Genomic DNA, 14,494 nt, shown 5'->3' with positions numbered 1-14,494 from the left:
GTCACAATGGCAATCATTAAAAGTAAAACCAAGCCAACCGACGAGCTGTTCTTGTCGAACAAAGCGGTCATGACCGAGTTGGTGAACAACCTCAATGCCAATATCAAAGCCATCAAACAGGGTGGCGGACAGAAAGCTATCGACCGCCAACGCCTGAAAGGAAAGCTGCCCGTCCGTGAGCGCATCATGCATCTTTTGGATGAAGGCAGCGAGTTTCTTGAAGTCGGACAATTTGCCGCTTGGAACGTCTACGAAGAGTCAATTCCATGCGCAGGTGTGGTTGCTGGGATTGGCACCATTGAACGCATTCAATGCATGGTGATCGCCAACGACCCCTCAGTGAAAGGCGGCACCTATTACCCACTCACCGTGAAAAAGCATCTACGCGCGCAAGAGATAGCACAACGTTGCCAACTGCCTTGCGTCTATCTGGTGGATTCTGGGGGGGCGAACCTCCCTCACCAAGCAGAAGTGTTTGCTGACAAAGAGCACTTCGGACGCATCTTCTTCAATCAAGCCAGAATGTCGGCACAGGGCATTCCTCAAGTTGCAGTGGTGATGGGGCTTTGTACCGCTGGTGGCGCTTATGTACCAGCCATGTCGGACGTTTCCATTATGGTCAAAGAGCAAGGCACCATCTTCTTGGCAGGTCCACCGCTAGTAAAAGCCGCTACGGGTGAAATTGTCACCGATGAAGAACTTGGCGGTGCCGATGTGCACTGTCGCAAGTCTGGCGTTGCCGATTACTATGCAGAAAATGACCAGCACGCATTACAGCTTGCGCGCGAAGCTATCTCAAATACTAATCAATCACTCCCCGTTCAAAGCGACAAAACCGTCTTGCCACCGCGTTACGACGCCGAAGAGATGTACGGCATCGTCAATGCGAACCTTCGCTTGTCTTTTGATGTTCGAGAGATCATCGCTCGCGTGGTCGACGACTCAGACTTTGACGAGTTCAAGGCGCTTTATGGCAAGACTTTAGTGTGTGGTTTCGCTCGAATCCACGGCAATTTGATTGGCATTGTGGCAAACAACGGCATCTTGTTTTCAGAGTCCTCACAGAAAGGCGCGCACTTTATTGAGCTGTGTGCCAAACGCAAAATTCCCCTACTCTTTTTGCAAAACATCACTGGTTTTATGGTCGGCAAAAAGCTTGAAGCGGAAGGCATTGCCAAACACGGCGCGAAACTGGTGATGGCAGTCGCCTGTGCGGACGTACCCAAGTTCACCGTGATTATTGGCGGCTCTTACGGCGCAGGCAACTACGGCATGTGCGGTCGCGCTTATGACCCAACCATGATGTGGATGTGGCCGAACGCACGAATCTCGGTAATGGGCGGAGAACAAGCCGCGGGCGTGCTCACTCAAGTACGGCGAGAAGTGAAAAAGCGCCAAGGTGAAGACTGGCCAGAACCAGAAGAAAGTGCATTCCGAGATTCTATCGTAGACTTGTATGAGTCTCAGGGGCATCCCTACTACGCCAGCGCACGTTTGTGGGATGACGGCATCATCGACCCAAAAGAAACGCGTCAGGTGTTAGCTCAAGCGTTAAGAGCATCGCTCAATGCACCAATTCCTGATAGCAACTTTGGCATATTCCGAATGTAGCAATGTAGCAATGTAGCAATCTAGAGAAGAAAGGACGTCACATGCAGGATCATCAACCGAGTATCATCCCCAATACCCAACGACAAGATGAAGTACTTTGGAACGTCGATGAATTCGGCGTCGCAACGCTTACGCTCAATCGCACAGAGAAGCACAATGCGTTTGATGCCTGCATGATTGACTTACTGATCCACAGGCTGGACTACCTCGCTTTGCGCACCGATGTTCGATGCTTAGTGCTTAGGGGAAACGGCAAGCACTTCTCCTCTGGCGCGGATTTAAATTGGATGAAATCCATGGCAAACAGCACCAGAAAGCAAAACCTTGAAGACGCACAGAACCTCGCACGTCTGATGCATACACTGGACGCTTTCCCTCAGCCTACCATTGCGGTTGTGCAAGGCTCCGCTTTTGGTGGCGCATTGGGCTTGATCTGTTGTTGTGATATTGCCGTCGCGGCGGAGAATGCGAAGTTCTGCTTGAGTGAAGTCAAGCTAGGGCTGGTTCCGGCAACTATCTCTCCTTATGTCATGCGTGCTATGGGAAACCGTCAAGCTCGTCGTTACATACTCAGTGCCGAGGTGATTAACGCTGCCAAAGCAGAAAAGTTTGGCCTTGTGCATGAGGTTCATAAGCTGGATAAAATCGAAACCGTGGTAGAAAGCTTGATTGATTCTTTGCTGCTCAATAGCCCAGATGCGATGCGAAAAGCCAAAGCCTTGTGCCATCAATGCCACCAAAATCCGATTGATGGTCAGCTTATCCAATACACGAGCCAGCTTATCGCCGACATTCGCGTATCACCGCAAGGACAAGATGGCTTACAAGCCTTTCTAGAGAAACGAGAGCCGAGTTGGATAAACAAGCCAGCTAAGGGCAAGAAATGAATTTGCCAAACAAGGTAAATATTGTCGAAGTGGGTGCGAGAGACGGTCTGCAAAACGAATCTCCAGTGTCCACGCAAGCCAAGATCCGCTTAATCGACCTGCTCTCGGATACAGGGCTCCCCCATATTGAGGCAGGCTCTTTTGTGTCGCCTAAATGGGTACCTCAAATGGCGGATTCACTCGATGTGATGAAGAAAATCACCCGCCGCCATAATGTCATCTACTCAGCACTAACGCCTAATGTGCAAGGCTTTGAGAAAGCGCTAGAAGCTGGTGCTACCCACGTTGCTATCTTCACCTCTTCCTCGGAAGGTTTTTGCCAGCACAACATTAATTGTTCGATTGCGGAGAGTCTCACCCGCTTTGAACCAGTAATGGAATTGGCAGCAACGCATAACATTCCCGTTCGAGGTTACTTATCTTGCGTGGCAGACTGCCCTTACGACGGACCAACCAAACCAGAACAAGTGGCAAGAGTCGCTAACCTGCTGATGGAATTAGGTTGCTATGAGGTTTCACTTGGAGACACCATTGGTACAGGCACGCCGATACGCATCGCTAAAATGCTCGAGGCTGTGCAAGTAAAAGTCCCAACCGATAAGCTCGCTGTGCATTTTCACGATACGTGGGGACAAGCGTTAGCAAATATCTACCAAGCCTTAACAATGGGTGTCCATACCGTCGATAGCAGTGTGGCTGGACTTGGGGGCTGTCCTTACGCTCATGGCGCATCGGGCAACGTCGCCACCGAAGATGTGCTCTATCTTTGCCAAGGCTTAGGAATCGAGACAGGTGTAGATTTGGAGTTGCTCGCCAAAGCCGGATGGATGATCAGTGAAGAGTTAAACCGTCAGCCGACATCGAAGGTATCGATGGCATTAAAGCAACGTTAATCATAAAACAAAAAGTTCGTTGTAAAACCAAAAGCTGCCTTGCTTAACAAGGCAGCTTTGTCATTTTTAAGTACGATGAGTTTTAAACAAAAAGGCGTTAAAACTTGTAAGTAGAACCAACGTACCAAGAACCAACCGACTGGTCGTAATCTTTAAATGCAGTTTCTAGCGTGTAATGGTCAACTTCATATCCTGCACGGAATGCAAGACCACCTAGCATTACCGGCGCATACTCCAAGCCAACACCTAAACGAACCGTGCCGCCACTCTCGCTTTCCTTAAAGTTGTTGCCCGTGATATTTTCTTTTACTTCGTAGCTGATTGAACCTAAACCAAGCGTTGCAAATGGGCGCAAGCCATTGTCGAACGTGTAGCCTACATTTGCGGCTACGGTAAACGTATCGTGGCTTAGCTTTAAAGCCGAAATATTTTGCACCTTAACATCAGTATCCGCATACTTAGTGTATTGTGCTTCAATAGCAACAATACGGTTGATTTGATAGCCAGCAATCAACTTGTATGCAGAGCCATCCGAATCTGAAGTTAGAGGAACGCTTGCCCCTGAGTGTCGAGCGATTGCGTGGCTTACATCATTCATGTAGCCTGCGTCATCAAAATCGGTATTACCGATGCCCGCACCAAGATAAAAGCCACTCATATCGTTAGCAGATGCAAAACTAGAAACCAGTGCAGTAAGAAGAAAAACCTTTTTCATTTTGAATTATCTTTGCCGTGTTGTTTGAGTCGGCACACTCTAAAATCTCACCCCTTAAATAACTAAACAGAAATCAAATTGTTTTCACATTTATATTTATGCCCTTACTTAAAGCAAGGCTTAAAAAGCCATGAAAAATATCAAAGCCCTGATTTTTAATGATTTATTTTCATTTAAACTGCCAACTTGATTTATAAATTAATCTCGGTAGACTGTGCCGCTTTCAAAATAAATTTAGGTTCCCATAACTTTTTAATCTCACCTAACGAGATAGAAGTTGCCTTCTAAAAAGCCAATTTAGCAATGAAATCGATCCAGTTTTCGAACTTAACTTTAGAATGTGCAACAAGGACGTTACGTAATCAAAACGGAAATAAAGTCGTTCTCAGGCCTCTTCCTTATGAGGTTCTTTTACTGCTCCTGCAAAAAAATGGACCAGTATCCCGAGAAGAACTTTTCAAGACCTGCTGGGAAGGGTTGGTCGTGACCGATCAAGCATTAACCAACGTGGTTTCTGGCCTACGTCGTAACCTGCTTTCTTTAAAAGCCCAAAACGCTGAAATCAAAACCATCAGTAAAGTCGGTTATTTTATTAAGGCCGAATCCATTAAGGCCATCACGCAACCAGTACCTCAAATTGAAGAAACGGGCTCAAAAGCTGTCTGCGATAATCAGAGCGATGAAGTAAGCCTCACCCATCCAATGCGACCGAAAACCAGTACTATCCTTCTAGCTGCGGTTTATGTTGTTGGCACCGTTGTAGCTTTGTTCACCCTTCTAAACTTAAAACCACTTTTCGAGAAGCCAAGCTATATAAAAAAAAGAAAACTATAAACACCTTGTCGTTGGACAAACCAACATCTATTTACATGACGCCACTCCAGGGTTTATTTCGGCCGACAATTTAAAACTGCTACTGAATAAATTACCCCAATCGCAATGTAATGCAGATGTGTACATACGCCTTTTCCCTTCGATCTATGAGGCAAATATGGTCGCTTTGACTATTTGGTTGCAAAAAACGGATGGGAATAAAAACCATATGTATCGCCACTTTAATGTTCAGAGAGAACAATTGGGCGAATATATTGCCGACTCATACTCTAGCAAGGAGGCGATATGCGCATTTTAGCAGTGGTGTTTGCAGCGATTACAACTGCATTTGCCATTTATTGCTGGCAATTTGAAAGTTACGATTTTAGCGGCACCCGATGGCGTTGTTCGGAAACAAAAGCGGGATTTACTTCAGCAGCGTATCGCCAATATCAAAGCATCGAAGAGTATACGACCATCTACTTTCCTTCCAATACCAGTGTGATTTACTACCAGTCAGGCATGCTCAATCATAAGTCGGGATTGAAAGAACCTTTCGAACTTGTGCTCACAGCAACAAATGAAGTCAATGGACAGCGAATCCAGCAAAAGTTTAACAGTGTCGATTGGAACCTGACTCCAACCGAGTCTCCCTTATTTACCAGAGATAAAGACAGCTTGGTCGGTTTTGAGTCTGATTTAAATTACTTTACCCAAGATGAGCATCTCTTCTTCTTTAACACAAACGAAAGCGAAGATGTGAACATTGCCTGCCACAAGGTTTAGGAATCGATGCAAGGTTGCATTTGGAGGAGCTCGGCAAACCGGACGGATGTACAGTAAGAGTTAAATCAGCTAGCCAACCACGAAAGGCACGCCTCTCTAAGGTGATAATGGCGACTTAATCAAAGCGCAGGCAGAAGTTCTTAATTGGGCGCTTATTCAAGCCCGAAAAGCAGACTTCTGCCCAAGCGAGATGCATCAATAATGGCCACCAATATTGATGATCTTAATGCTGTTTGATGACGGGTAGATAAAGGTTACTCGGTCCGTTTGATTCAAGCGTATCGAATAAATTGGATAGGTTTCAAACTTCTTCCCTTTCAACTGCTCATAATGGGAATCCCCCACAGCAGATGCCGCGTCTTTCGGCGAGTAGTTTTGATCAACGATCAATCTGCGCCAATCATGGTATTTCCGCATGCTACTCGGACTCACAGAAACGTGCTTACTTTTGTCGAAACGTGTTCTTTGATCACTGTCGTCAAATTCATAACTCATCGCATGAACTCCCTAAATATTCGTTTTTAATAATCATAGGTTTAGCGATCGCACCAAGTGCAACCTGCCATTTTAGGCAAATCGACCCTAACGCAATCGTACCTTGATGCATAATGACGAAATATAAGGCGAATCTGACGAGTCGAAATGACGAATACACGATACCTATCGGAAAAGAGAGTGTTTTTTAAGCAATGTGAATTTCAAAATAGGTAAGTTGCAAGTTTGAGCACGTAATTCACGTTCTACTTCTGTGAACAACTTCGCATTCATACCTATAAATTAACCGACAGAGACTAGAAAGGCAGAGCCAACGATAGTTATTTAGTTGGCTCTATAAAGTGAATTGAACTAAGCACGTTTTGGAAAACGGAGTTTGCCGCCAGTTCGGTAGATCACCAATGAAAACAAGATAAGTGCACAACCAACCAACTTATTAGCAGTCAAAACCTCACCGTACCAAAGCACACTGAGTATCACAGTCCACACGGGTTCGAGAATCATAATCAGCGCTGCGTTGCCCGCTTGAACAAACTTCTGTCCCATGGTTTGCATCACATAGCGTAAGCTCGTTGCCAAAAGCGTACTAAGAGCAAACCAAATCCAGATAGAAGTCGACACTTCTTCAGGCACCGTTTCCACTAAAGATGAAATCAGTAAACCTATCAAACCCGTGATAAACAGTTGAATACACGTCAGCAACAATACCGGCAATTTCTGCGAGTACTTACTGTTGACGTTGAAGTGCAAAGCGAGCATCAAAGCTGCACCCAAAAACCAAAGTTGGCTAGTAGATTGTTGCCAGCCACCTGCCAAAGACAAACACCCTAAGCCAAGAATCGCGATAGGCAGAGAGATCCAAAAAATTCGCTGTGGTCTTTGACGGAACATTACCCAAGCAACGATTGGCACAAACAGCATCGAAAGACTCATGATGAATGCGCCCTCGCCCAGCGTATCACTGATAGAAATCGCGTAGATCCAGCACATTAATGCGCCACCTAAAAGCACGCCAATCCCCGCAGCTGCAAAGATATCTTTCTTATTAGCGGCACGAAGCGGCTTAATGCATAAAGGCAGTAAGCATAGAGAAGCGATGGTAAATCGCAGACCGATGAATCCGAATGGTGGTAGACCTTGAATGGTTTCTTTAGAGAAAATCCACCCTAGAGCCGCGATCATCGTAGTTGCGACGAGCACGAATGCAGCTTTGCGTTCTGAGTTAAGCATAATTACTCACAAAAAATACCCGACGACGGAATCTTCAGGGTTTATATATCATTGATTTTAATGCGTGGTAGCTGGTTGTATTTTTATCGCAAATGCTGGACTAAATGTGTACTAAAACTGGGGAGTGCTAACGTTTGCGAAACGCTCACAGTATACATTGTGACTTAGCTCTCATCGAGGAAATTACTGTGAAACCCTGTCATTATTTCATGACGTGATGCAGCCAAAACACCCGCTGAACTCTTAGGCAAAAACTCAAACAAAGTAAGGAATAACCTCAATCTAAATTGAGAGCAAAATGCTACAATAACAACGAAGTAAAACAGACGTCAGGAGGTGCTTTATGAGACATTCAACCGTACTCTTTTTCATTCTGATAGCCCTAATTATCATCGCGCCAATCGCACTGGGCTCCCTGTTTAATCTTGTTACTTCCCTACGCTTAAGTTACCTCGAGGCCGACCCAATTTCTGTCACGCACATCTATGACATGATGATCTATCGCGGTCGATAGTTTGTTTCCCAAGCTCTCTTATTCTCTAACCGCTCTTGCTTAAAACCATGAGCGGTTTTCAATTTCTACTGTTCTTTTTAAAACACCCCAAAGACGAACAAATCATACAAAACCCACCATTTTTCAAACACCAAAAGCTAAGCATCTATTTTCACTTTAGTTTTATTGGCGCTGATTTTGTCCAATCCGCTGTGCCAGCACGTATTACTAATAAAATTCATAACTAAATCGGCTTGTACATAGCGATATTGCCAGTACCTGCTTACTCTTTAACTTACAAATATAAGAAACACGCCAGTTCATTCATCTCACAAATAAGAGCGAAGCGCTGGCTTTCATAGCCCAAGTTAGTGAAAAACGCATTCAATTTACTAGGGAAACAGTGATGAGATTAAAGAACACGCATTTCATGAGCACAGGTATAAAGGCGGCTCTCCTCGCCACGATGTGCTTCTCTCCTTTCACTTTCGCATCTGACGCCAAAGTCGACGAGCAATTTGAGGTTGGTAAAGAGAAAGCGAAAGTATGTATGACATGTCACGGTGCTGACGGGATCTCTACCATCGACGCCTATCCAAACCTACGCGGTCAGAAAAAAAGCTACCTGATCTCTTCTTTGAAAGATTACAAAGCGCGGGAGCGGACTAGTGGGTTGGCGGTACTCATGCAGCAGCAAGCCGACGCCCTGTCTGACCAAGATATAGAAGACATCGCGCACTATTATTCGCAGTTAGGGAACGAGCATTCACCGTCAGATAACGAGCCCCAGCCTTAAACGAGGAGCGTTCTTATGGAACAAACAACTACTCAATACAACACTCAAGTTGTGAAGTATTTTGTGTTGGCATCGTTGGTTTGGGCGATTGCGGGGATGATCATCGGTGTCATTCTAGCGGCGCAGTTGTACTGGCCCATTCTGAACTTTGATTCGCAATATTTCCAATTCGGTCTCTGAGACCTCTACACACATCTGGAGTGATATACGGCTTTGTCGTAAACATTTTAATGGGTACTTCGCTCTACATTGCCCAGCGTACTGGCCGTTGTAATTTGTTCAACCAGAGCCTGTCTTGGATGGTGTTCTGGGGATGGCAACTCGTTCTGCTCTTGGCGCTTATTACCCTTCCCGCAGGCTATACGACATCAAAAGAGTATGCGGAGTTGGAATGGCCAATCGACGTATTAATCGTCTTGGTTTGGGTGCTCTATGCCGTGCTGTTCTTTGGCACGATTGCCAAGCGCAAAGTAGACCATATCTTTGTAGCAAACTGGTTCTTTGCCGCCTTCATTATCGTAATTGCGATGATCTTCGTCGTAAACAATCTCGCAATGCCCGTCTCACTGATGAAATCCTATTCCGTCTTTGCTGGTGCACAAGATGCCATTGTCCAATGGTGGTGGGGTCATAACGCGGTAGGATTTTTGCTGACTGCGGGTGTGATTGGGATGAACTATTACTTCATTCCTAAAGCCGCTGATCGCCCTATCTACTCTTATCGTTTGTCTGTAATCCATTTTTGGGGCTTGGTTGGGTTTTACACTTGGGCGGGTACGCACCACTTGGTTTACTCTTCGGTACCGGTTTGGGTGCAAAACATCGGCATCATCATGTCACTCATTCTTTGGCTTCCGTCTTGGGCTGGCGCTTTCAACAGTGCGATGACGCTGCTGCAAAACAAAGAGAAGCTCAAATCTGACTATATTTGCTTGTTCTTCTTCTCAGCAATCCTTTACTACTGCTTAGCCACCTTCGAAGGGCCTCTGCTTGCCATTCGCTGGTTCAACATGTTGGCGCACAACACCGAATGGGTGATAGGTCACGTTCATTCGGGCGCATTAGGCTGGGTGGGCATGTCTGGCATTGCGGTGTTCTACTACTTCATCCCACGTCTGTGGAATAAAACGGAACTGTGGTCGAAGCGACTGATCAAATGGCACTTCTGGCTTGCCCATGCAGGTGTTGCCATCTATGCCATCGCACTTTGGGTTGCCGGTATTGGTGAGGGCTACATGTGGCTCACTCAAAACGAGAATGGTGAGCTAGTATACAGCTTTATCGAAGCCATGAACTTTAAAGCACCATGGTTGTTCTTGCGCTTCTTTGGTGGTGCGCTCTTTGTACTCGGCTTGTTCCTGATGGCATTCAACTTGTACAAGACCGTACGTTCTCCGTCTGTACTGGTAGCGAAGGAGGCATAAGATGAGCAAAGACTTTACGCATTCAGTGATCATCTTGATCATCACCACCGTTGTTGTGGCTTCGTTCTCTCTTGCAGTTTGGGTGGTGCCTAACATCCTGCGTACTGACGACATCGCCAAAGGCAGTTTAGCGAAGCCATTAACCGCGTTGGAGCTTGCTGGTCGCGATATCTACATCAGCGAAGGTTGCCATGTGTGCCACACGCAGATGGTTCGCCCGCTAGAACCCGAAATCAAACGTAACGGACGCGCTAACCAAGAGTCCGATGATATTTACGAGTTTCCTAACTTGTGGGGTTCCAAACGCACTGGCCCAGATCTAACCAATCTTGGACGTAAGTATTCGGACCAATGGCATGTGTTGCATCTTATCGACCCACGCCAAGTGGTTCCTACATCCATCATGCCCGCTTATCCTTGGTTGTTTGAGCAGACTTTGTCTGGTAACGCCATTGGTAACAAGATGGAAACGCTCCGTACGTTGGGCGTGCCCTACACCGACCAAGAGATCTCAGACGCGCGATTACAAATACGCGGTAAAACCAAAGGGGAAGCTCTGATTCGTTATCTTCAAAGCCTTGGTCAAGACACAGCACAGGAGGTGGCACAATGAGCACATTCTGGAACTGGTGGGCAATTGCCGCCACGATTGTCTTCTTCATATTGATGGTTTCTGTCATCGTCAAATATTGGCGTAGCAACCATAAAGCAGACCAAGACCATACCATCGCCTCCTTTGATGGCATTGATGAAAAAGACGCACCGCCACCCAAATTACTGTTTGCCAGTTACGCGGTCGCATTTCTGTTGTCAGCAGGATACCTAGTCTTATATCCGGGCTTGGGCGAATGGAAAGGTTTGGCAAATTACGATCAAAGTAACGATAAACTCAGCGCACCGTCAACGACGCTTGATGAACAATTTAGCCAAGTTACGGACATGTCGCTCGACGCATTGGCACAAAACAACGATATCGTCCGCTCTGGTCGAATCCTGTTTCAAACCCATTGCGCCGCTTGTCACCGAGACAACGCTCAGGGCCAAAAGCATTTCCCTAACCTGATCGACAAAGAATGGATGTATGGCGGCGATGACGATGCTCTAATTCACTCTATCGCCAAAGGTCGTAACGGCGCCATGCCGGGTTGGGTAGAGGTCATGAGGAAAGACGAAGTCGATAAGGTCGCCTATTACCTTGCATCCCTTAATCAACGTCACAGTGACGTACCAGAAGTGAAAGTTGAATTAGGTAAGAGTTTGTTCGTCGAATATTGCTCGTCATGTCATGGTGACGGCTCTATAGCAAATCAACAAACGGGCGTGCCTGACCTATCAGACAGTGTCTGGCTACATGGCGGGAGCATCGAGGAGATTCAACACACCATCAATTACGGTTTAAACAACTTAATGCCTGCGTTTGAAAGCCAACTTTCTGAGCACGAAATCCTCGCACTGGGAGCCTACATCCGTAAAGCGGGTGAAGAGCAAGAGCAGAAACTCGCAGCGCTTAATGCTGAGTCAGTGAAACGCGGTGAGTACCTTGCCCATGCAGGGGACTGTGTGGCTTGTCACAGTGCTGAAGGTGGCGAACCTTTTGCAGGCGGTCTGCCGTTCGTTACCCCATTCGGCACCATCTACTCCACTAATATCACGCCCCATGCCAGCGCAGGTATCGGTGAGTATGATTATGATGACTTCCGAGATGCTCTTGTGAAGGGGAAAGGCAAACATGGCTACCTGTACCCTGCTATGCCCTACACGTCTTATCAATACCTCACGGAACAAGATATGACGGATTTGTGGGAATTCATGCAATCTATCCCTGCGGTAGCTCGTCGTAACGATGAAAACCATATGATGTTCCCATCTAACATCCGTCTTGGTTTGCTGGGCTGGAATATTGTCTTTATGGATACCGACCCAATCGACTACAGCTTGCCTCAAGAACTTGAAGGACACGTGGAAGATGTTGAGAAGTGGCAGAAAGGCAAATATTGGGTAGCAGGCTTAGGACACTGCTCAGAGTGCCACACACCGCGCAACATTGCTCAAGCCCTAATTCCTGAGCGTATCTTCCAAGGTAACTTGATAGACGGCTGGAATGCGCCTGACATTACCTCAACAGAGTTGTACGTTGGCGGGTGGGATGAAAAGACGTTGACCGACTTCTTACACACTGGTCATTCAGACAAAGGCACCGTGTTTGCTGGGATGGCGGATGTCGTGAAGAACAGCTTGAGTTTAATGACGCGTGAAGACATTGAATCCATGTCCTACTACTTGCTCAGTGGCGATGTGAACAACTTTATTGCCGCCGACGCAGTACCACTAGAACCTAAAGGGTTCGATGACGACGCCTATCAAGATCCAATCTACACCGTCTACAAACAGACTTGTGGCGCTTGTCACGGCAACGATGGTAAAGGGCGAGATCCAATAGCGCCAACATTGCTAAATAACGGCATCATCATGCACAGCGACCCGTTCAACACCATTGCGGTAACGGTGCGAGGCTTGCAACCTACCTACATTGATCCAGAGCGTAATTTCATGCCGATGGCGAGCTTTGAGGACATCCTCTCCGACGCGCGTTTAGCAGAGTTAATTACCTTTGTGCGTAAACACCTCGGAGACCAACAAGAAGCAGTTACTGCCACTGACGTACAGGAAGTACGTGAGACGCTAGAAGCCGCTGGATACGCAGGAGGGCTGCATACAACGCCTGATATGTACGATAGACGCGATAACAACATCAATATCCGCTAGTTACTGTTGAGGTGAGTTGTTGCCGAAGAAAATTGTTGATGAAGCGCATTGTTGTTTAAACGACCTATTGCTGTTTAAACAAACTATTGTTGAATTTCGTCCACAAAAAAAGCCCTTTCCAACCGGAAAGGGCTTTGACTTAGTTCCCAAAATTTTTGCCGTTTTACAGCAGTTCCACCGACTGTTGAGCGATAACCCACTCTTCATTGGTAGGAATAACTAGCGCTTTCGCACCAAGTAACTCAGATGTAGCAACAACACCTGCGTTACCAAATCGTGCATCTTCGTTGCCTTTCACATCTTCAACGAAACCAAGCAGTTTTAGGTTGCTTAGGATTTCGCGACGGATTGGCATAGAGTTTTCACCGATACCGCCTGTGAAGATGATGCCGTCGAATGAATCAAGAGCAGCAAGGTAAGACGCAATGTATTTAGATACACGGTACGTGAACACTTGGAATGCTAGAGCAGCGCCTTCGTGGCCCTCTTCCATCGCTTCCAAAATACCGCGTGCATCGCTTGTTAGGCCAGACACACCTAAGAAGCCAGAAGCTTTGTTCAATGAGTTGAACACTTTCTCTTGAGACCAACCTTTCTTTAGAAGGTACTCAATGATGCCAGGGTCTAGGTCACCACAACGTGTGCCCATCATTAGACCAGACAGTGGCGTGAAGCCCATAGATGTATCTACAGATTCGCCGTTGTTGATTGCACAAACAGAAGCACCGTTACCTAGGTGAACAGAGATGAAGCTCGATTCTTCAACCGGCTTGTTAATCATCTTCGCAGCTTCGCGACTTACAAAGTAGTGGCTAGTGCCGTGGAAACCGTAACGACGGATACCGAAGTCTGTGTAAAGTTCTTTCGCGATTGCACCTGTGAATGCACGTTGAGGCATTGTTTGGTGGAACGCAGTATCAAACACAGCAAACTGAGGAAGGCTTGGAAACGCTTCAACAGCAGCACGGATACCGATAGCACCTGCAGGGTTATGTAGTGGAGCAAGATCCGCAAGTTTTTCGATTTCCGCAGTAACTTCTTCAGTGATACGCACAGTTTGAGTGAATTTCTCACCACCGTGAACGATACGGTGACCCACAGCAACGATGTCTTGAGCTAGACCTAACTCTTCGGTTAAACCAACCAGCTTACCAATAGCGATCTTGTGATGGCTATCGTCGCCTTCGATTGTAATTTCCTTTTTCTCACCGTTGAATTTCCAGCTCATACGAGCGTCTGATAGACCAAAGCATTCGCCCAGACCACTTAGCACAGCATCGCCTGATTGAGAGTCGATTACTGCAAATTTTAGTGATGAGCTACCTGAGTTGATCACCAGTACAAACGAATTAGACATGAAATAGTTTCCTGTTGTGGAGCAGAGGTTTTGTAATTGCGCTTCCGCGCTGCGTACTTCTTGTTTGTGCCTTCTATTATTCAATAATTTTTTAATCTTTCAACTATCTTTTAGTGTTAGTTATTTAGTTGGACATTTTTTTGTTGATCTATGACAAGTTTAGATTTTATTTGAAGACTAAAAAATATCTGTTGTTACAACAAATGTATGAATACTCATATTTGTACA

General features: G+C 46.3%; 12 protein-coding genes and 2 pseudogenes. 10 read left to right on the top strand and 4 right to left on the bottom strand.

Going from position 1 to position 14,494, the window contains the following annotated elements; genetic code table 11:
- Nucleotides 1–6: 6 nt before the first annotated feature.
- From KHO06_RS20515 to KHO06_RS20505, 3 genes are read left to right on the top strand one after another with little or no spacing between them, the layout of a single operon-like run.
- Nucleotides 7–1,611: a carboxyl transferase domain-containing protein gene (locus tag KHO06_RS20515; RefSeq protein WP_212583272.1), complete on the top strand. Its 1,605-nt coding sequence runs from the start codon at nucleotides 7–9 to the stop codon at nucleotides 1,609–1,611.
- Between the two features lie 41 nt (nucleotides 1,612–1,652).
- Nucleotides 1,653–2,498, top strand: coding sequence for an enoyl-CoA hydratase/isomerase family protein (locus tag KHO06_RS20510; RefSeq protein ID WP_212583271.1), 846 nt, complete (start codon nucleotides 1,653–1,655; stop codon nucleotides 2,496–2,498).
- Entirely contained in the window at nucleotides 2,495–3,391 is an 897-nt protein-coding gene (locus KHO06_RS20505) for a hydroxymethylglutaryl-CoA lyase (RefSeq protein ID WP_212583270.1), read from the top strand. Before KHO06_RS20510 ends, KHO06_RS20505 begins: the two co-directional genes overlap by 4 nt.
- A gap of 97 nt (nucleotides 3,392–3,488) precedes the next feature.
- Here KHO06_RS20505 and KHO06_RS20500 read toward each other — a convergent pair whose 3' ends face one another.
- Complete coding sequence (locus tag KHO06_RS20500; protein WP_212583269.1) at nucleotides 3,489–4,106, bottom strand: porin family protein; 618 nt, start codon at nucleotides 4,104–4,106, stop codon at nucleotides 3,489–3,491.
- Between the two features lie 303 nt (nucleotides 4,107–4,409).
- Here KHO06_RS20500 and KHO06_RS26835 point away from each other — a divergent pair.
- Nucleotides 4,410–5,238 (top strand): annotated as a pseudogene (locus tag KHO06_RS26835) (winged helix-turn-helix domain-containing protein).
- Entirely contained in the window at nucleotides 5,226–5,705 is a 480-nt protein-coding gene (locus tag KHO06_RS20490; protein ID WP_045382571.1) for a hypothetical protein, read from the top strand. The pseudogene KHO06_RS26835 and the gene KHO06_RS20490 overlap by 13 nt, the downstream one beginning before the upstream one ends.
- Before the next feature lie 195 nt (nucleotides 5,706–5,900).
- Here the strand turns inward: KHO06_RS20490 and KHO06_RS20485 are convergent, their stop codons facing one another.
- Together KHO06_RS20485 and KHO06_RS20480 are read right to left on the bottom strand one after the other, a co-directional pair.
- Nucleotides 5,901–6,200: a hypothetical protein gene (locus tag KHO06_RS20485; protein WP_005532302.1), complete on the bottom strand. Its 300-nt coding sequence runs from the start codon at nucleotides 6,198–6,200 to the stop codon at nucleotides 5,901–5,903.
- A 351-nt stretch (nucleotides 6,201–6,551) separates the two neighbouring features.
- The gene (locus KHO06_RS20480) at nucleotides 6,552–7,430 is read right to left on the bottom strand and encodes a DMT family transporter (RefSeq protein WP_212583268.1); all 879 of its coding nucleotides are present in this window, start codon (nucleotides 7,428–7,430) and stop codon (nucleotides 6,552–6,554) included.
- Between the two features lie 343 nt (nucleotides 7,431–7,773).
- On the opposite strand from KHO06_RS20480, the gene KHO06_RS20475 reads away from it, so the two are divergent.
- From KHO06_RS20475 to KHO06_RS20455, 5 genes and pseudogenes are all read left to right on the top strand, one after another.
- Entirely contained in the window at nucleotides 7,774–7,944 is a 171-nt protein-coding gene (locus tag KHO06_RS20475) for a hypothetical protein (protein WP_179125583.1), read from the top strand.
- A gap of 385 nt (nucleotides 7,945–8,329) precedes the next feature.
- Nucleotides 8,330–8,719, top strand: a complete 390-nt coding sequence (locus KHO06_RS20470) for a cytochrome c (protein WP_045382574.1) — start codon at nucleotides 8,330–8,332, stop codon at nucleotides 8,717–8,719.
- A gap of 15 nt (nucleotides 8,720–8,734) precedes the next feature.
- Nucleotides 8,735–10,143 (top strand): annotated as a pseudogene (gene ccoN, locus KHO06_RS20465) (cytochrome-c oxidase, cbb3-type subunit I).
- Nucleotide 10,144: 1 nt separating this feature from the next.
- On the top strand, nucleotides 10,145–10,756 hold the full coding sequence (locus KHO06_RS20460) for a cbb3-type cytochrome c oxidase subunit II (RefSeq protein WP_038892584.1): 612 nt from the start codon (nucleotides 10,145–10,147) through the stop codon (nucleotides 10,754–10,756).
- Nucleotides 10,753–12,909: a c-type cytochrome gene (locus KHO06_RS20455; protein WP_212583267.1), complete on the top strand. Its 2,157-nt coding sequence runs from the start codon at nucleotides 10,753–10,755 to the stop codon at nucleotides 12,907–12,909. The genes KHO06_RS20460 and KHO06_RS20455 overlap by 4 nt, the downstream gene beginning before the upstream one ends.
- Nucleotides 12,910–13,072: 163 nt before the next feature.
- Here KHO06_RS20455 and KHO06_RS20450 read toward each other — a convergent pair whose 3' ends face one another.
- The gene (locus KHO06_RS20450) at nucleotides 13,073–14,266 is read right to left on the bottom strand and encodes an acetate/propionate family kinase (RefSeq protein ID WP_045373676.1); all 1,194 of its coding nucleotides are present in this window, start codon (nucleotides 14,264–14,266) and stop codon (nucleotides 13,073–13,075) included.
- Nucleotides 14,267–14,494 lie beyond the last annotated feature (228 nt).

The sequence above is a fragment of the Vibrio sp. B1FIG11 genome, assembly GCF_905175335.1.
Lineage (GTDB): Bacteria > Pseudomonadota > Gammaproteobacteria > Enterobacterales > Vibrionaceae > Vibrio > Vibrio campbellii.
The sequence above is the reverse complement of the archived record's forward strand: the minus strand, read 5'-3'. Positions and strand labels throughout refer to the sequence as shown.